Annotated in this window: 15 protein-coding genes and 1 tRNA gene; 11 read left to right on the top strand and 5 right to left on the bottom strand. The window is 35.1% G+C overall.

Annotated elements, in window-relative coordinates:
* Positions 1–7: 7 nt before the first annotated feature.
* On the bottom strand, positions 8–994 hold the full coding sequence (ygfZ, locus tag ACWPWK_RS04760) for a tRNA-modifying protein YgfZ (RefSeq protein ID WP_109371074.1): 987 nt from the start codon (positions 992–994) through the stop codon (positions 8–10).
* Between the two features lie 264 nt (positions 995–1258).
* On the opposite strand from ygfZ, the gene sdhE reads away from it, so the two are divergent.
* Positions 1259–1534, top strand: coding sequence for an FAD assembly factor SdhE (gene sdhE, locus ACWPWK_RS04755; protein ID WP_454209235.1), 276 nt, complete (start codon positions 1259–1261; stop codon positions 1532–1534).
* 481 nt (positions 1535–2015) lie between these two features.
* A complete protein-coding gene (locus tag ACWPWK_RS04750) occupies positions 2016–2423 on the top strand; it encodes a protein YgfX (RefSeq protein ID WP_109371072.1) in 408 nt (135 codons plus the stop codon).
* A gap of 16 nt (positions 2424–2439) precedes the next feature.
* On the opposite strand, the gene fldB is transcribed toward ACWPWK_RS04750, so the two are convergent.
* Positions 2440–2958, bottom strand: a complete 519-nt coding sequence (gene fldB / locus ACWPWK_RS04745; RefSeq protein WP_088495999.1) for a flavodoxin FldB — start codon at positions 2956–2958, stop codon at positions 2440–2442.
* A gap of 108 nt (positions 2959–3066) precedes the next feature.
* Between fldB and xerD the strand changes: the two genes are divergently transcribed.
* The 7 genes from xerD (at position 3067) to ACWPWK_RS04710 (ending at position 11490) form a co-directional block, all read left to right on the top strand.
* A complete protein-coding gene (gene xerD, locus ACWPWK_RS04740) occupies positions 3067–4005 on the top strand; it encodes a site-specific tyrosine recombinase XerD (protein ID WP_109371070.1) in 939 nt (312 codons plus the stop codon).
* 33 nt (positions 4006–4038) lie between these two features.
* Positions 4039–4746, top strand: coding sequence for a bifunctional protein-disulfide isomerase/oxidoreductase DsbC (gene dsbC / locus ACWPWK_RS04735; protein ID WP_109371068.1), 708 nt, complete (start codon positions 4039–4041; stop codon positions 4744–4746).
* A gap of 9 nt (positions 4747–4755) precedes the next feature.
* A complete protein-coding gene (gene recJ / locus ACWPWK_RS04730) occupies positions 4756–6489 on the top strand; it encodes a single-stranded-DNA-specific exonuclease RecJ (protein WP_109371066.1) in 1734 nt (577 codons plus the stop codon).
* A gap of 171 nt (positions 6490–6660) precedes the next feature.
* Positions 6661–7759 (top strand): peptide chain release factor 2 gene (gene prfB / locus ACWPWK_RS04725; RefSeq protein ID WP_109371064.1). Its coding sequence is split into 2 segments (ribosomal slippage): positions 6661–6735 and positions 6737–7759, totalling 1098 coding nucleotides; the frame shifts between segments, so codons are not numbered across the junction.
* Positions 7760–7767: 8 nt separating this feature from the next.
* Positions 7768–9282, top strand: coding sequence for a lysine--tRNA ligase (lysS, locus tag ACWPWK_RS04720; RefSeq protein WP_109371062.1), 1515 nt, complete (start codon positions 7768–7770; stop codon positions 9280–9282).
* A 207-nt stretch (positions 9283–9489) separates the two neighbouring features.
* Positions 9490–9563: transfer RNA gene (locus tag ACWPWK_RS04715), tRNA-Gly, on the top strand.
* 376 nt (positions 9564–9939) lie between these two features.
* Complete coding sequence (locus ACWPWK_RS04710; protein WP_109371060.1) at positions 9940–11490, top strand: methyl-accepting chemotaxis protein; 1551 nt, start codon at positions 9940–9942, stop codon at positions 11488–11490.
* A 907-nt stretch (positions 11491–12397) separates the two neighbouring features.
* Here the strand turns inward: ACWPWK_RS04710 and ACWPWK_RS04705 are convergent.
* Together ACWPWK_RS04705 and ACWPWK_RS04700 are read right to left on the bottom strand one after the other, a co-directional pair.
* On the bottom strand, positions 12398–12607 hold the full coding sequence (locus ACWPWK_RS04705; protein ID WP_109371058.1) for a sigma-S stabilization anti-adapter protein IraP: 210 nt from the start codon (positions 12605–12607) through the stop codon (positions 12398–12400).
* A gap of 522 nt (positions 12608–13129) precedes the next feature.
* Positions 13130–13678 (bottom strand): NADPH-dependent FMN reductase, encoded by a 549-nt coding sequence (locus tag ACWPWK_RS04700; RefSeq protein WP_109371056.1) that lies wholly within the window; start codon positions 13676–13678, stop codon positions 13130–13132.
* A 438-nt stretch (positions 13679–14116) separates the two neighbouring features.
* Here ACWPWK_RS04700 and ACWPWK_RS04695 point away from each other — a divergent pair, with 438 nt between their 5' ends.
* Together ACWPWK_RS04695 and ACWPWK_RS04690 are read left to right on the top strand one after the other, a co-directional pair.
* Positions 14117–14608 (top strand): hypothetical protein, encoded by a 492-nt coding sequence (locus ACWPWK_RS04695; protein WP_244184993.1) that lies wholly within the window; start codon positions 14117–14119, stop codon positions 14606–14608.
* 5 nt (positions 14609–14613) lie between these two features.
* Entirely contained in the window at positions 14614–17316 is a 2703-nt protein-coding gene (locus ACWPWK_RS04690) for a sugar transporter (protein ID WP_109371052.1), read from the top strand.
* Positions 17317–17375: 59 nt separating this feature from the next.
* Here ACWPWK_RS04690 and ACWPWK_RS04685 read toward each other — a convergent pair whose 3' ends face one another.
* Positions 17376–18251, bottom strand: coding sequence for a T3SS regulon anti-activator ExsD domain-containing protein (locus tag ACWPWK_RS04685; protein WP_244184992.1), 876 nt, complete (start codon positions 18249–18251; stop codon positions 17376–17378).
* Positions 18252–18327 lie beyond the last annotated feature (76 nt).

Genomic DNA, 18327 nt, shown 5'->3' with positions numbered 1-18327 from the left:
ATAAGAATTACTCTTCTTCTAAAGAATAAGGCAGTGGTTTAATGGATAAACGACTGATGTTATCGTCTTGAACTCGAAATACACTATCTAGCTCCATATCGTTATTCATAACAACTTCAGCCAAAATAGTATTATCAGCCATACGTACAGCGCTTAATACCGTTCCTGTTTTACGCCATTTATCTTCGCCTAATTGCCATTCAACGCTACCACCAATCTCAGGCAATTCAGTACCACCACCTGATAACAAATACATAGCACGTTTATTTGCGCCTCTGAATTTCGCACGAGATACCATCTCTTGCCCGGTATAACAGCCTTTTTTAAAGCAGATACTCAGTGGTAATGCTTGCAGATTTGTTGCTTGAGGTAAGAATTGCTCAATATTTGGAGTATCAATAACAGGATATCCAGCCTCAATATCTAAGGCTAACCATTGCTCACTATCACTGGTTTCTGCTTTTAATGTTGTTGCAAGATTTTTTGCCGTTTCTTCGTCTGTTACGATTAAAAAGCGTTCAGTAGGTAAAGGTAATTGCAGAATATAAGTATTATCGTGATTAACCACTTCGTTTGCTTTACGAGGGATATTTGGAAAGTAATCTGCTAATGCAAGAGCAGCACCTTGCCCTGCTAATCCTAATAAAACGCTATCTGTATTTTCAGCTAAGGTTACTTTTGAAAATACAGCATATTTTTTTAATTCAGCAAGTTGTTTTTGTGCGACATTTTTACGCAAAATATAAGCGAAACCGTCTTGCTGGTGGAATAAGCGAAGTGTACTCCACATTTTACCTTTTGCTTCACAGTGTGCAGACAATGTATGTGTTGTTGTTGGAAGTGCTGCAATATCCGTTGTTAGTTGACCTTGTAGATATTTTTCACTGTCAGCACCTGTTGCTGTTATCAGTGACCATTCATCTAAAGAAACCAGTGTTAATGGCAAATTGATTGCTGCATGAGGGCGTTTAGCCTGAGTAGAATTTTGAGTCATGATGTCACCAGCTATTAAATTAATCAGATACATCAGTTATGGTAAAAGAGTGGCAAGACAATGCAAGTCATTATTATTTTTAACGCACAGAAAATGAACTTGATAAATAACAAATGAAAGCGTGTTCAATAGGTTGTCTATGAGACTAAACCTGCAAACTGTGATCATTTTGATGTTAAAAATTTTGCGATAAGACTATTATCAATGCTAGGAAGAAATAGTGGTATTTCTTGATTTGAACAATGTAAAGAGCAGAGTATGACTATCGATATAGAGAATAAAGCACGAATTAACTGGGCATGTCGTCGTGGAATGCGTGAACTGGATATTTCTATCATGCCTTTTTTCGAGAATGAATACGATACGCTATCTGATAACGATAAAGCGCTTTTTGTTCGTTTACTAGAGTGTGCAGATCCTGATTTATTTAACTGGTTAATGAATCATGGACGCCCTGATGATGATGCGCTCTATTATATGGTGAAATTAATCCAAGATCGCAATAAAGCTAGAATGGCGGAGATCGTTGATGAATATTAATAAAATAGATTATCAAATCAGCGATAGATTCAATAGTAATTAAGATTGATTAAGAATGACGCTTTTATTTTCTCATCAAATAAAGGCGTTTTTATTTTTTATATAGAAATTTAATAATATTAATGACACTCTAAAATTTACTGAAATAAAAAATATAGTTGCGTTAAATTTGCGCACTACCTCTAAAAATGATCGCTTAAATCGCCTTTTTTTGATATTTTTCGCTTTATACTTAATAAATCAGGTATGCTGACTTTATTAAAACAGCGATTAAGAAAGAATAGAAATTTCGTACTTATTATTAAGTTATATTTTTTTGAACACATATTAAATCGAAAAAGTAACAATAAATAATTAAGCTAAAATATAAGATAAACTATTTGCAAGGTTAAGGAAGAAGTTACATTATAAATAGGTTGGTCTTTATTATCTTTAACTTATTTATATTCGTATAGAATTATAGCAGGAGTTAATATAACTCGTGATTTTATGGAAATCGCACCTCACAGTATCATGGTTTACTCAACTCTTCTCAACAGTTGCTTATGTTGCCTTTGAGATCGGTTTACTGTTGTATCCATGGCCTCCTGATTTTATTTATGTTTGGGTTCCATTGTTACTTTTCTTGATAGGTAGTTGGTATTTCACACAAAAGAATATTAGTCGTATCAAAGGGGATTTTATTTTACTGAATGGCAACCGAATTCAATGGAAACTGCATGAATGGCAAATAACAAAACGCCCTTGGATCAGCCGTTTTGGTGCTCGAATAACGTTAACCTCTATTCTAAATAAAAAGCAAATCACGTTATGGGTTGCTTTTGATAGTATGACTGAAAATGAGTGGCGTAACTTTTCTCAGTTATTGATGCAATATCCAGATATTTAATATCTGGATATTAAATTTATAAATTTTCTTCTACTTCACGTAGAATTTGCATACACCATTGTGATAAACGTTCATCAGTTTCTTCAAACTGGTTTACGTCATCTAATGCAAGACCAACAAAATGTTTACCATCATCAGATAAAGGTTTTGGGCTGACAAATTCATACCCATCAACAGGCCAGAACCCAATAAACTTAACACCACTTGGTAATAAATGATGGTAGAGCATACCCAGCGCATCAAGAAACCATTCGCTGTAATCAACCTGATCACCCATCCCATACATTGCAATAAGCTTATTTTTTAAATTTAATGTCGGCAATGTATCCCAAATATTGAGCCAATCTTCTTGGATCTCACCAAAATCCCAAGTTGGAATACCTAAAATAAGGATGTCATATTGTTCCATAAGTGTGATATCACACTCTTGAACATTATGAAGATCAACGAACTCTTCACCGAGAATATCACGAATTTTTTCTGCTGCCATTTCGGTGTAACAAGTGCTGGAACCGTAAAATAGACCAATTTTCATAAAGATTTTTAGGATATTTTTGCCAATAAAGGTCACTATTGTACCAGAAAAATTTTTTTATAAGGCATAATGTAAAGGCGATAAGCTAAAGAGAGGGAGAGTAAGACTGTGTCACAAACCAAATTATCGACAAAAAAGACAACTCATATCAATGAAGATACTGATATTATCATTGAACAATTTCTCGACAATATTTGGTTAGAGCAAGGCTTATCTGCAAATACGCTCAGTTCTTATCGCTTAGACTTACAAGCATTAGGACAATGGCTTGCACATCACGAATTAGACTGGTTATCAGTCACTACTTTGGATTTGCAATCCTTTCTCGCAACGCGTTTAGATGAAGGCTATAAAGCCAGTAGTGCCGCGCGTCTACTCAGCACAATGCGTCGATTATTCCAGTATCTGTATCGTGAAAAATTACGTTTAGATGACCCAAGCTCATTACTGTCAACACCTAAGCTTCCTAAGCGTTTACCAAAAGATTTAAGTGAGCGACAAGTTGATGATTTACTCAATGCCCCTTGTATTGATGAGCCACTTGAATTGCGCGATAAAGCAATGCTTGAAGTCCTTTATGCATGTGGGCTTCGTGTTTCTGAATTAGTGGGATTATCCCTCTCTGATATCAGCTTACGACAAGGTGTGCTACGTGTTATTGGTAAGGGCGATAAAGAACGATTAGTTCCTTTAGGTGAAGAAGCTATTTACTGGCTGGAGCAATATCTGCAATATGGAAGACCCACTTTAATGCAAGGAAAAACAGACGATATTGTTTTTCCTAGCTTAAGAGGGCAAAAAATGACACGCCAAACATTTTGGCATCGGATAAAACATTATGCTGTGATAGCAGGGATCGATACGGAAAAACTATCACCTCATGTGTTGCGTCATGCATTTGCGACACATCTCTTAAATCATGGAGCAGACTTGCGTGTTGTACAGATGTTATTGGGGCACAGTGACCTCTCTACAACACAGATTTATACCCATGTTGCAACAGAACGCTTGAAAGCGCTTCATCAGCAACATCATCCAAGGGGATAGCCGCTAAAGAGCAGGCGTTAAATAGGAATTCAAATGAAAAAGAAATTATTCTGGTTGCCAATATTATTAAGCATGGCGTCAATGTCCGTGCTTGCTGACAATGCCTCAATTGAAGCGCAACTGGCTAAAATGCAAATTAAAGCAGAAAGTATTCAACCTACACCGATTGTTGGGTTAAATGCGGTGTTATCAGACAAAGGCATTTTTTATATTACAGATGATGGTAAGTATCTAACCGCGGGCCCTATTTATAATATCAGTAATGGTGAGCCAGTCAGTATTGCCAATCAAATTATTATGAAAAAAGTAGATTCACTTAAAAATGAAATGATTGTCTATAAAGCACAAAATGAACGTCATGTGATCACTATTTTTACTGATATTAGTTGCCCCTATTGCCAAAAACTTCATCAAGAAGTACCCGAATTGAATAAACAAGGAGTGACAGTACGCTATTTAGCGTTTCCTCGTAATGGCATTAGCAACAATATTGTGAGCAAAGAAATGAATGCTGTGTGGTGTAGTGGCTTCCCTAATAAATCATTAGACAGTGCATTTAAGGGTGACAAAATTATTGCGATTGATGATTGCAAAAAAATCAATATCAATGAACATTTTAAATTAGGCACCATGATGGGGATCCAAGGCACACCTGCTATTGTATTACCTAATGCTAGTATTTATGGTGGATATATTTCTGCACAAAACCTTGTTGAATTATTAGATAAAAAAGAGAAGTAATTACGTTTTATGGTCACTATTGAACCGACATTACGTCGTCGAATTGCACAGGTAACTCAATTACCAGATCACTTAGATCCCTTATTACGACAAATTTATGCTAATCGTGGAATAACCTCTGAAGTTCAACTAGAACGATCGTTAAAAGGCTTACTTCATTATCAAGCATTAACAGGAATAGAAACGGCAATTTCATTACTGATTGATGCATTACAGCAACAATCTCGTATTGTTATTGTTGGCGATTTTGATGCTGATGGTGCAACAAGTACCGCACTTGCGATTAAAGCATTACGCCAAATGGGATTTAAGCAGGTTAACTATCATATTCCTAATCGCTTTGATGATGGTTATGGTTTAAGCCCTCAAGTTGTTCATGACGTTGCTAAAAAAGGGGTTGATCTCATTATCACTGTGGATAATGGAATTTCCTCTTTTGAAGGTGTAGATGCGGCTCATGAATATGGTATTCGTGTCCTCGTTACCGATCACCATTTACCAGGACAAACCTTACCTGCCGCAGATGCGATTATTAATCCTAATCTGACAGATTGTTCTTTTTTATCTAAATCATTAGCAGGTGTTGGCGTTACTTTTTATTTAATGACGGCATTAAGAGCTGAATTAGAAAAACAAGGCTGGTTCGAGCAACAAAACTTAGCTCGCCCTAATATGGCGGATTTTCTCGATTTAGTTGCACTAGGCACAGTGGCAGACGTTGTTCCTCTTGATGAAAATAACCGTATTTTTGTTTATGAAGGATTACGCCGAATTAGAGCTGGACGTTGTTGTGTGGGTATTAAAGCGTTAACAGAAGTGTCTCGTAAAGAACTATCTCAATTGGTTAGTAGTGATTTAGGTTTTTCTTTAGGACCTCGCTTAAATGCAGCAGGGCGCCTAGATGATATGTCGGTGGGGGTTGCTTTACTCTTAACTGACAATATTGGTACTGCTCGTGAAATTGCCAATGAACTTGATGGATTAAATCAAACTCGGCGTGAAATTGAAGCGGGAATGCAAGAAGAAGCCTCAACCATTTTTCGCCAATTTATGGGCACTCAACATGATTTACCTAATGGTTTAGCGATATATCATCCCGAATGGCATCAAGGCGTTGTGGGTATTTTAGCCTCTCGTATTAAAGAGAAATTGCATCGTCCTGTTATTGCGTTCGCACCTAGTGGTGATGGTCTGTTAAAAGGCTCTGGTCGTTCAATTAGTGGCGTACATTTGCGAGATGCCTTAGAGCGATTAAATACATTAAATCCGGGTTTGATGGTGAAATTTGGTGGGCATGCAATGGCAGCAGGGCTTTCACTTGAAGAAGATAAATTCCCGTTATTTCAGCGTCATTTTTCGTCTTTAATGGCAGAGTTGGTTTCTGACGAGCAATTGCAAGGCGTTATTTTATCTGATGGTGAGCTAACAGAAAACCAGCTATCACTACCAATTGCTGAAATGCTAAGAGAAGCTGGTCCGTGGGGGCAAGCTTTTCCAGAGCCTTTATTTGACGGTAAATTCACGTTATTACAGCAACGTATTGTGGGTAGTAAGCATTTAAAAATGATGCTTCAGCCCGTAAATAGCCATCTTATGATTGATGCTATTGCCTTTAATGTTGATATTAATATGTGGCCTGATAACAGCATTAAAATGGTTGAGCTAGCGTATCGATTAGATGTGAATGAATTTAGAGGGCAACGTAATGCTCAATTGCTTGTTGAGCACATTTGGCCTTGTTAATGCGAATAAATTAAACAATTTACCGTGATATAGAGAGTAACGTTGTTATGGTAACAACTATCTGATAGACAGTTGTATATAAATGCTATAAACCCGCTGATATATCCGTTACAATATGCGGTTCAAAATTTATTCCAATTGTTTTTGAAAACAACATAAAGACGAAAAAATATGTTTGAAATCAACCCCGTAAAACACCAAATTGAAGAAGTCTCTGAAAGAACGAATGTTCTCAGGGGGTATCTTTGACTATGATGCCAAGAAAGAGCGTTTAGAAGAAGTTAACGCTGAATTAGAACAACCTGATGTATGGAACGAGCCAGAAAGGGCACAAGCATTAGGCAAAGAGCGTTCATCTCTTGAGGCTATCGTAGAAACAATCGATCAGTTAGAGCAAGGACTAGAAGACGTTTCTGGTTTACTTGAATTAGCGGTTGAAGCTGATGACGAAGAAACATTTAACGAAGCTATTGCTGAATTAGATGGTTTAAATAAAAAGCTTGAGCAATTAGAATTCCGTCGTATGTTCTCTGGTGAATATGACAGTGCGGATTGCTACCTTGATTTACAAGCGGGCTCTGGTGGTACAGAAGCGCAAGATTGGGCAAGTATGCTGATGCGCATGTACTTACGTTGGGCTGAATCAAGAGGCTTTAAAACAGAAATTATTGAAGAATCTGACGGTGATGTTGCAGGATTAAAATCAGCGACTATCAAAATTATTGGTGAGTACGCTTATGGTTGGTTACGTACAGAAACAGGTGTTCATCGCCTAGTTCGTAAAAGCCCGTTTGACTCAGGTGGCCGTCGCCATACCTCATTTAGTTCTGCCTTTATTTACCCTGAAGTTGATGACAATATTGATATTGAAATCAATCCAGCTGATTTACGTATTGACGTTTATCGTGCTTCGGGTGCGGGTGGACAGCACGTTAACAAAACAGAATCTGCGGTTCGTATTACCCACGTTCCAACAGGTCTTGTTACTCAATGCCAAAACGATCGCTCTCAGCATAAGAACAAAGATCAGGCAATGAAGCAGATGAAAGCGAAGTTATACGAGCTGGAAATGCAGAAGAAAAATGCAGACAAGCAAGTAATGGAAGATAACAAGTCCGATATTGGCTGGGGTAGTCAAATTCGTTCTTATGTTCTTGATGATTCACGTATTAAAGATTTACGTACTGGTGTGGAAACGCGTAATACACAAGCAGTATTAGACGGTGATCTTGATAAATTTATTGAAGCTAGCTTAAAAGCGGGCCTGTGAGGAAAAACATGTCGCAACAGCAACAAGGTGCGGAGCAGGCACCTGATTTAAATAACGAACTGCAAACACGCCGCGAAAAATTATCCGCTTTACGTGATAATGGTAACGCATTCCCAAATGATTTCCGCAGAGATGCGCTGTCTGACGAATTACATCAAAAGTATGATGCAATGAGTGCAGAAGAGTTAGAAGCAGCAAATGTGGAAGTTTCTATTGCAGGTCGTATGATGACTCGCCGTATTATGGGCAAGGCATCTTTCGCTACATTGCAAGACATGGGTGGTCGTATTCAGCTTTATGTTTCTCGTGATGATTTACCAGAAGGTATCTATAACGAGCAATTTAAAAAATGGGATCTCGGCGATATCTTAGGTGCTCGCGGTCGTGTTTTCAAAACGAAAACGGGTGAACTAAGTATTCATTGTCACGAAGTGCGTTTATTAACGAAAGCACTACGCCCATTACCAGATAAATTCCACGGTTTAGCTGACCAAGAAATGCGTTATCGTCAGCGTTATTTAGATCTGATTTCTAATGAAGAATCGCGTAAAACTTTCCAAATTCGTTCACAAGTCATGGCGGGTATCCGTCAATTTATGGTGAACAAAGGCTTTATGGAAGTTGAAACGCCAATGATGCAAACCATTCCTGGTGGAGCGAGTGCGCGTCCGTTCATTACCCATCATAATGCGTTAGATATCGATATGTATCTACGTATTGCACCTGAATTATATTTAAAACGTTTAGTTGTGGGTGGTTTTGATCGTGTATTCGAAATTAACCGTAACTTCCGTAACGAAGGTGTATCACCACGTCATAACCCAGAGTTCACCATGATGGAACTCTATATGGCGTATGCAGATTACCGCGACTTGATTGAGTTAACTGAAGAATTATTCCGTACATTAACTGAAAATGTACTGGGCTCTTCATTAGTGAAATATGGTGATCAAGAGTTTGATTTTGGTAAACCTTTTGCCAAATTAACCATGAAAGAAGCTATCTGCAAATATCGTCCAGAAACCGTAATGGCTGATCTTGATGATATGGATAAAGCGGTTGCTATTGCTCAATCTATTGGTATTAAGATTGAGAAAAGTTGGGGCTTAGGTCGTGTTCAGTGTGAAATTTTTGAAGAAGTTGCAGAAAGCCACTTAATTCAACCAACTTTCATCATTGAATACCCAGCAGAAGTTTCTCCACTGGCTCGTCGTAACGATGATAATCCATTTATTACTGACCGCTTCGAATTCTTTATTGGTGGTCGTGAAATTGGTAATGGTTTCTCAGAACTAAATGATGCACAAGACCAAGCAGAGCGTTTTGAAGATCAAGTTCGCCAAAAAGAAGCGGGTGATGCAGAAGCAATGTTCTTCGACCATGACTATATCACGGCATTAGAACATGGCTTACCGCCAACTGCAGGTTTAGGTATTGGTATTGACCGTATGGTGATGTTATTTACTAACAGCCATACTATTCGTGATGTTATTTTATTCCCGGCAATGCGCCCTAATAAATAATTGTTATTTTAAATAACTGTTATTTTAAATAAATGGTTAATTAGCGAATAGCATTAACGAATATCAATATAGTTATAAAGCCACCGAAAGGTGGCTTTATTGTTTTTTAAAACAAATGGTTATCTTTTTTTTGATGATTAAATAATCATTTAAATAAGAAGGGGATTGTCGTTCAATCAAGGAGGCGTATAATCAAAAAAATCGAATGCGGGCGTAGTTCAATGGTAGAACGAGAGCTTCCCAAGCTCTATACGAGGGTTCGATTCCCTTCGCCCGCTCCAACTTATTTTTTCTTCAAATATACTCTCAATATTGACCATTCAAAATTTATCTTCATTTAGCTAATTTAAGAATATTCTAAACCTTATTTTCCCCTTCAATTATCCTTTTATCTCTTTAATACTTCTTATTTGTTTTTCAAGTCACTAATTTTATAGTTTGTTGATTTTAAATGAATTTATTATTCTCATGTCAAATTATAAAAAATGATAGATAAGTAACATTTTTACTTCCTTCATCTAACTCTTTTTATGTATAGAAAATAAAAAACTAATTTATAAAAAACTTTAGTAAAAAATTAAAATAAATTGAAAAAGTGTCGATAAAAGTACATTACGCCCTATTGGGCTTACTTTATCTTGTTAGTTGAGAAATTCGATGCGGAAACTTCGTAACATTACTATTCGTCTGATGATGTTAGTCATACTGGGGACTTTATGTGTGCTATTTGGCGGTGTCAGTCTTTATAGCGCATGGGCGCTAGAGCAAATATCCAAAGGCAATCAATCTGATAATCAAATAATAAAACAAATGGCTGCACTCAGTCAGGGAAATGATCAGTATTTTCGATTCACTTCTCGATTAAATCGTCTCGTTGAGGAAAAAGCAGAAGGCAAAGACGTCGATTTTACGCAAGTACAATTGGCGATGGAAAATATGGGAAAACAGATCTCGTATATGAAATCTGTTTCTCCAGGGCCGATGGATGAAAAAGTATCAAAAGAACTAATGGACGTATGGCAAGCACTTTTTGAACAAGGAGTAAAAAAGCAGATGGAATTAGCGCTCAATGGCACTATAGAGCAATATGTACATCATGCAAAAAATGTAACACCTGCGTTGAGTCGAGAATTAGGTAATGTGAGTGAAAACTTTAATAATGCCGCAAATATAAAAATTGATAGTACGATTGAAGAAGTGGATAACCTTATTGAGGTGACACAAATTGTTATTATTATTAGTGTCATTTTAGGAGGGATTATTCTGCTCCTCACTGATCGTTATTTAGTCGCTATGTTACAAAAACCACTCGAAAATATTCGCCAACATTTTGTGAAAATTACAGAAGGTGATCTGAGTCAGTCACTAGAACCTTTTGGTAATAACTGTGCTGGGCGATTAATACCGTTATTAAATGATATGCAAAATAGTTTGCATGAAGCGGTAAGTACGATCCGAATGGGAAGTGATAGTATTTATCGTGGCGCATCTGAAATAGCCAAAGGGAATAACGATTTAGCTTCTCGTACAGAAGAGCAAGCAACGGCATTAGAGCAAACAGCAGCAAGTATGGAAGAGATAACAGCTGCTGTTAACCAGAACATGGAACATGCTTATCAAGCGAGAGAGTTGGCTGAAGTTGCATCAGTGACTGTTGAAAAAGGCAATGAATTAGCTGAATCTGTTGTGACAACAATGGACGGGATTTCTAATAGTTCAAGTAAGATTGCAGATATCATCAATGTCATTAACAACATTGCGTTTCAAACAAATATACTCGCTTTAAATGCGTCAGTGGAAGCGGCAAGAGCAGGGGCTCATGGTCGAGGATTTATGGTTGTCGCCAATGAAGTGCGTAATTTAGCAGGAGATAGTGCCAAAGCCGCTAAAGAGATTGAAGTCCTTATTGCTGATTCCACAGCGCGTGTAAAAAAAGGTGCAAAATTAGTGAGTGATATGGAAAACACGATGGAAGACATTTTGACGGGAGTTAAGCAGGTAACGTCAATAATGAAAGAAATCACTATTGCATCTGAAGAGCAAAGTAAAGGTATTGGCCAAGTGAGTGTAGCTATTACTCAAATGGATGGTGTAACACAACAGAATGCTTCTTTAGTTGAACAAGTTTCAGCGGCAGCTATTTCATTAGAAAGACAAACCGAAGAATTACAGTTATCGGTACAAAAATTCAATCTTGCTCATCGTTGATATAGCAAATATTCAGAAAGTGTGTGTCTAAGGTGGTAAGTTTTTACTCTTTAGACGCATAAACATAATAAATTTAAAATTTAAATTCTTATTATTCGTGCTTTTATTTAAAATTAGAAATAAGTTTAACTTGGTCACTGATTGAGTATTGAAAGGATAATGGTTTATAAATTTTCTCATGAGGAACAGAAAATCATTATTAAAATTAAGTGAGCCATAAATAATAATGTTATTTCGTTTATACTCAATCAATTAAAAAGTACTTTTTATTTCAACTTTCATAATCAATCAATGATTATGTTAAAGCTTTAAGCGATTTGATTTTTAAAGATGTAGATATAAATCCTCTCTAATATAAATAATAATAGAGAGGGCGATAAAGAATGTTGCTTTAATGTTTAGAGTATTTTTTATATACTGTTCGGTCTTGCTTATAATATTTTGGTATTGAGGATGATCGATATAAGCATCATTGATGGTCTTATTTATATCGTGGATCGCTATTTCTTTTTGTTTATCTGTCAAAGTCAATAACAAGGCTTTTAGAACTACTTTTACTGCTGCAATTTCATACTCTATATTGACAATTTTTTTCCATAAGATCCTCAAAAGAACGACAATTTATTGCTGTGTGATAAATTATTTTTATATTAATTAATTGTTTATTTAAATCCAAGAAAAAATTAAATTGATAAAAGAATATACAACTTTATCGCATTTTTCGTTAGAACAGTAACTGTGAGGATATTTGAGATGTAGGAAATAGACACTCAGTAAATTTAACTTAGCGTTGTGTTAATGAAAGAAAAATCACAGTATATCCTATACAAAATAATCAATAGGATACTATTAGTACCCTATAAGAATTAGGGGATAAATTTAATAGCAATAGAAAATATCGTTTTCATTAGGTTTGAATAAGCTTTTTCACATATTGCTCAGTTAAGTTAATAACTTCATTAAGCTGAGGGTATTTGTTAGATGTATCCTCAAGCACTATAGATATATTGCCCAACATATCTCTTCGTTGTTTATCATTTAGCGTGGAAAGTAAAGATTTGATAACAATTTTTAGAGCAGCAATTTCACATTCAATTTCTTTTAAATTTTTATCCATGATTTATCTGCCAGTATTTAATGGATGAATAATATAGATAATTTTTTTGTTTATCACAATTATAGAAGCATATTATTTAGATATGTATCGCACATTATGGCTAACGTTCTTACCTAATATAAATTATTAAAAATAATTATCAAATTTTAAGTTTTATATGTGGTAGTAGATTGAAGTCTATTGATATTTTCTGACTTTAGAACGAATAAGATAAATGATTAAATTTGATCTCAAGCCCGATTCTATTTAAATCACTTTATTTTTGGTTGTATAATAAACAGTTTTTAATTGTAATAATAAAGTATATCTTTTAAAGATAATCTATTTTTGTCTTTTGTTATTAAATGTTGAAGTGAGCAAGATTATTATCACTTTTTATCTATAAAATGTTAAAACTTTTATTTGTCAGTAGAGATATTATAACCAAATAAATTAAATTAACTTTGATGTTTAAAAAAAGAGCTTATGTTTTTCACATAAAGCTCTTTTTAGTTTATTTGATTATTGATTATTGATTATTGATTATTGATTATTTTGCTTTACAAAAGCCACGTATGCATCAACCCAGTTTTGCATAAAAGTTGCTGTTTTCTCTGAAAACTGCCCATTCTCAACCATTCCGTCATACCATTTTAGATAACATTCAGGTTGATTTAGAGTCGGCATATTTAAGAAGGCTAACGAATTACGTAAATGCTGTTGAGCTATTGCCGTACTAATATTACCAATTGAAACACCAATAATACCGGCTGGAATTTCATTCCAAGCATTCGTTCCATAAGGGCGAGAAGCTTGGTCTATCGCATTTTTAAGTACACCAGGTATTGAGCGGTTATATTCTGGTGTGACAAAGATGATACCTTGGCATGCTTTTATTTGTTGTTTGAAATCGATAACAGAAGAAGGGGTATGACTATCATCATCTTGGTTATAGAGAGGAAGAGCACTAATATCGATAAACTGACAGGTAAATTCTTGAGGAAATAACTTAATTAAAGCATGTGCTGTTTGTTTATTAAACGAATCTTTTCTTAAACTACCGACAACGATACCAATTTTAAAATGACTCATCTTAGTTCTCCTATTTGGAAGGATAAAATGAATATCAATACCGATATTAGATATTCATTTTTTGATTTTATCTCGGTATTAAAAAACAGCAACAAAATATAAGGGTATTTTTTACACGTAAATTACGTAAATAAATGATAAAATTAGTATTATTATTTTTATTATTATCTGGTATTATTCCATCAATATAAAAAACGATCAGTTTATATGACAACATTTTTACTCAATAAATCCGATATTCAATATTTGATGTATTTAGTGTGATGTAAGTAGTGTTTTAAGAAAAAATAAATGAAATGATAGAAACACTCATTGCAACCAAGGGTGTTAGCCTATTTATTTAGTATGCAGTAGGTAATAGAAAATTATAATAAAATGGCTTAAAATGCGACAACTCATATGCTCTTATTTAAGTCTGATCGGAATTAAGGAAAAATGATGTCCTTATTACAAAATAAAAAGAATGTCCTCGCTGTATTTATGGCAACCAGCGTCCTCGCCCTATCTGGGTGTGCGTGGACTGATCACACTCGTCCAATTGAAACGCCAGCGCTAACACAAACCACACAGCCTGTAGCAACTACTCAACCAGTGGCTGTTGCACAACCGCTTTCTATGGCGCCTGCAGCAGAGCCTGCTGATAATGGCGTAGATGCAAGAAAATTGGGGCTAGCACCACAAAGCGCTTGCATCAAACAACTTGATTCTTTGAAAACTTTTTCTCCATCTGACTATCAATCCATGATGAGCTCATTTAAAGAAATTAGCGAAATCAATGCGATGTACCGTAGTGTTCAAGGTACAGCAAGTAAAGATAGCTTAGATTTATTGAAAATGAGTATTGAATCAAAAACAGAAGTTTTATGTGCAAAAGTTCGCTATTTGTCGATTATGTCAGTTAATTCGACATTAAAAAAATTAGGTGAATAATTACTATGAAATTAAAGCAGAGTGTTTGTCTCGCTTTTATGCTGTTTCCAACACTATCGTTTGCCAATAATGAGTTTAATTCTGTTATTGAAGATTTTGACCGTTATTTTGAAACGCAAGAGCCAATTAAAATTGAGCCTAAAACATCTGCTACAATTTCATCGTCAACGAGAGCTGGTCAGGCTAATCGTGGAGTAAACCGCACCACAACAGCGACTCAACAAACAAAACCAGAGCAACGAGTTAAACCTTCTACGCGAGCTAAAACAGATAATCAGGCAGTCGAACCTGTTAAGACTCCTGATATCACGCTGGCAGAAAATTGCCCTGTGTTACCCGCCAGTTATTCAAAATTAAAGAGTGATTACACTCGTTATTTAACGCCGTTGCTTTCATTTGTTCCGATTAAACCACAATTTACACCAGAGGATCTTAATCGTTATAGCTACCGAAATAATGCAACGGTTTATAACCCGTTAGCTCTTTATTCAAAAGAGAGTTATACAAGGTCTCAACGTAATGACAACTTCTTGTTAGATATTATTCCAGGAACATTTTATTCTGTTACGGCCATCCCTTTTCACTTTGCATATCAGTTCAATCGCTCTGTACTCGATCATAAACAACCTCTTTTTAATAAAGAGCTATTAAATCGTTTAGCTGATACGAGAAATAAATACCAAAGGTTGTATCAAAAATACACTGAACAGGCAGCTATAACAAAAGAGCATTTGGAAAAACTTCAAAATGCCAATAACCAAATTAAACAACTCGAATTGACGCTGGCTGAAACAGAAGAAAAATTAGCTACGGCGAATAACTTACTTACTGATGACTCGTTAAAACAAGCTGTTTCCAAGCTACAAAGTGATTTGGAAACAATAAAAAAAGAGCGTGACTTATTAGTTAAGCAATTAGCCGAAAAAGAGAACGTATTACAAGCTACAACAGTAAAAAATACAGAGTTAGCAAAACAGCAACAAGATTTTGAAAAACAAGCAGGAATACTTAAAAGCTTAGAGGCGAAATATACTCAGCTTGATCAAGAAAAAGAGCAATTAGAATCTCAGTATCAACAGGCTCAGGCTCTGTTAAAAGATGATAGCGCCAAAAAAGAGATTGATAAATTACAAAGTTCACTTGAAAGCATAAAAGTAGAGCAAGAGAAGTTAATTAGCCAATTAAATGAAAAGCAGGCACTACTTGCTAAAATTGAACAAGAAAAAGAAGCTATACAAGCTCAGTATATTGAATCTCAGCAATTGCTGAATGATAACAATAAGCAAAAAGAACAAGAATTAGCTAATTTAGAAGCAGCAAAAAATAAAGAGATAGCAACATTAGAAAATTCGTTATCAACAATAACGACTGAGCAAGATAAATTAACGAAACAACTCACAGATGTACAAAATCAATTAGCAACAATAAAGAAAGAGAAAGAAGATGTGCAGACTCAATTTGCACAGGCTCAACTTTTGCTAAAAGATGACTCTGCGAAAAAAGAGATAGATAAATTACAAAGCACATTATTGAAGATCACGTCAGAACGTGAAGATTTATCTAAAGAACTTGCATTAAAAGTAGCAGAAGCAGAAAAGCAACAAGATGCTAATAGCAAACTTGTTGAGGAACAACGTAAAGAAATAGCACAATTACAAACACAGGTTGAAAAAAATAATCAGGAACAAACTCAACTTAATAAAACGCTTTTAGCTGTCCAGCAACAAAAAGAGCAGGCAGATGAAAAACTAAAAGCAATTCCAGAATTAAAATTACAGTTAGATAATAAAATAACTGAATTAGCTGATCTGAAAAAGAGCTTATCTGCGGGTGAAAAAGCCGTTGATAGTTTAATTACTGATAAAAATAATCTGATAGCTAAGTTAGAGAAAGCGCAAAGTGAGCTATCGAATAAATATCAAACATTAGATACACAATTTAAAGAGAATAATATCGCATTAGCTCAAGTCACCACGAGCAAAACAGAAAGTGAGAAAACGTTAGCATTGCTAGAAAAACAACTCTCTGAAAAGCAAAATACGACAGATAAGTTGAGTGCTCAATTAGCTGAAGCGAAAGTACAATTAGAAAAACAAAATACAGAAAGCACACAGCAAATTAGTACATTAAAGCAACAGCAAACAGAATCTATTGCTAAATTAAATGAGCAAATTAAAGCAAAAGATGCTGAATTAGCGAAAGTTAATACAGATACTAGTAATATTTTAAAAGAAAATAAAACGCTAAAAGAGCAGCTTGAGAAAATGGCGGGTGAAGGGCAAATGATTGCAGGGCAACTTGCTTATGCTTATTCGATTATTGGAAAAGATAATGCCCAGCGTAATAAATCCATTTTATCTGAGATCCAAAAACAGAATTACATACAATATGACGACAATACCTATTTTAAAATTTTAAAACAGGGTAAACCCGTTACATCAATTGCGGGCAAAACAGTTGTATTTACTATGCATGAAGAGCTAACGGATGGTACTGTGACGCTTAATTATGATAAAGCTAAGCCTCTTATCTTGCCTTATCGCCAATTACCACTACCATTGAATACCTTTATTGCCAAAGCAGGCATCAATGGTAAAGCTAAAATTTATATAAAACCAGGTGGTGGCTATGGGAAAAATGGTGTTCCAGGGCAAGTGCCTCCAGAGTCCATGTCTATTGTGACAATTGAAATCTTAGATATTAAATAGAATAATTAAAAGTTAACATCAGCTCTTCTCTTTTTATTTAGAGAAGAGCTGAAATTTTATTATCGCCATAAAAATTCATCGTTCTTTAAGCAAAGATCTCTTTCTAATAACCAAATTTTTAAACTTTGACAATTTTCAGGATTTTCAGGAATACTGTTTAAAATATTCCATAGCGGTTTTATCAATTCTGAGTGTGGTGTTACACCTTGGATATAATCTAGTGTGTTATTAATTTCAAGATTAAATACCGGTTCATTTTTCCAATTCTCTAAAAGTAACTTAATATCTTTTTGTAGTAGATCATTAATCACAATTAGTCGGACTTTATCTGCATTTAGTTTGATATTGATGTCATCTAAAGATAAAAAAGAATCACTTGTATTTGATAGCTGTTTTCTTTCGAATGACTTAATATTTTCACACTGCTTAATTTGAGACTCTAGCTCTCTTTTAGTTTTATAAAGTGTGAATAGTTGAGGGGTAATATGCTGAACCCACCAAATAAATAGAGGCTTTATAACAGCTTGAATTAAGCGCATATGTTCATTGATATTGACAGTAGCTCTCAATGATTTATCCCAATCCATTGGGGTTAACGTAGAATTTGCTTGTTGCGTATGAAATGAACGTGCCACGCTAACAACATCACGAATTTCTTCTTTAGTGATATCAACAAAACAGTATTTTTTTCGTAAAAACCAAGTGGATTGCAATAAATTGTCTAAGCTTTCACGACATAATACTCGAGATAATATTTTTATCTGATGTGCATTAACATCACATTCAGTGTCGCCGTTTTTATTAGACTGCAAAGAAAACTGTAGATCAAACAAATCATCTACAGTTTTTTTATCGCTGGTTGCCATCATTTTTTTCAGTAAAGCTAAATAGTCATAATAATGGGCTTGTGGGGTATGTTTATTTTCTTTGATCACGATATAGAACTCACTCATAAGAATAAATTTCAAGTATTCTAACTATGAATGACTTTTAGATATTATGATATTCGGT

The organism is Proteus sp. Marseille-Q3619, assembly GCF_965283115.1.
The sequence above is the reverse complement of the archived record's forward strand: the minus strand, read 5'-3'. Positions and strand labels throughout refer to the sequence as shown.

Bases quoted from the DNA above. Each gene is read 5' to 3' on its own strand.
- ygfZ (WP_109371074.1), bottom strand. From the start codon at position 994: ATGACTCAAAATTCTACTCAGGCTAAACGCCCTCATGCAGCAATCAAT.
- fldB (WP_088495999.1), bottom strand. From the start codon at position 2,958: ATGAAAATTGGTCTATTTTACGGTTCCAGCACTTGTTACACCGAAATG.
- dsbC (WP_109371068.1), top strand. From the start codon at position 4,039: ATGAAAAAGAAATTATTCTGGTTGCCAATATTATTAAGCATGGCGTCA.
- recJ (WP_109371066.1), top strand. From the start codon at position 4,756: ATGGTCACTATTGAACCGACATTACGTCGTCGAATTGCACAGGTAACT.
- lysS (WP_109371062.1), top strand. From the start codon at position 7,768: ATGTCGCAACAGCAACAAGGTGCGGAGCAGGCACCTGATTTAAATAAC.
- ACWPWK_RS04710 (WP_109371060.1), top strand. From the start codon at position 9,940: ATGCGGAAACTTCGTAACATTACTATTCGTCTGATGATGTTAGTCATA.
- ACWPWK_RS04705 (WP_109371058.1), bottom strand. From the start codon at position 12,607: ATGGATAAAAATTTAAAAGAAATTGAATGTGAAATTGCTGCTCTAAAA.
- ACWPWK_RS04700 (WP_109371056.1), bottom strand. From the start codon at position 13,678: ATGAGTCATTTTAAAATTGGTATCGTTGTCGGTAGTTTAAGAAAAGAT.
- ACWPWK_RS04695 (WP_244184993.1), top strand. From the start codon at position 14,117: ATGTCCTTATTACAAAATAAAAAGAATGTCCTCGCTGTATTTATGGCA.
- ACWPWK_RS04690 (WP_109371052.1), top strand. From the start codon at position 14,614: ATGAAATTAAAGCAGAGTGTTTGTCTCGCTTTTATGCTGTTTCCAACA.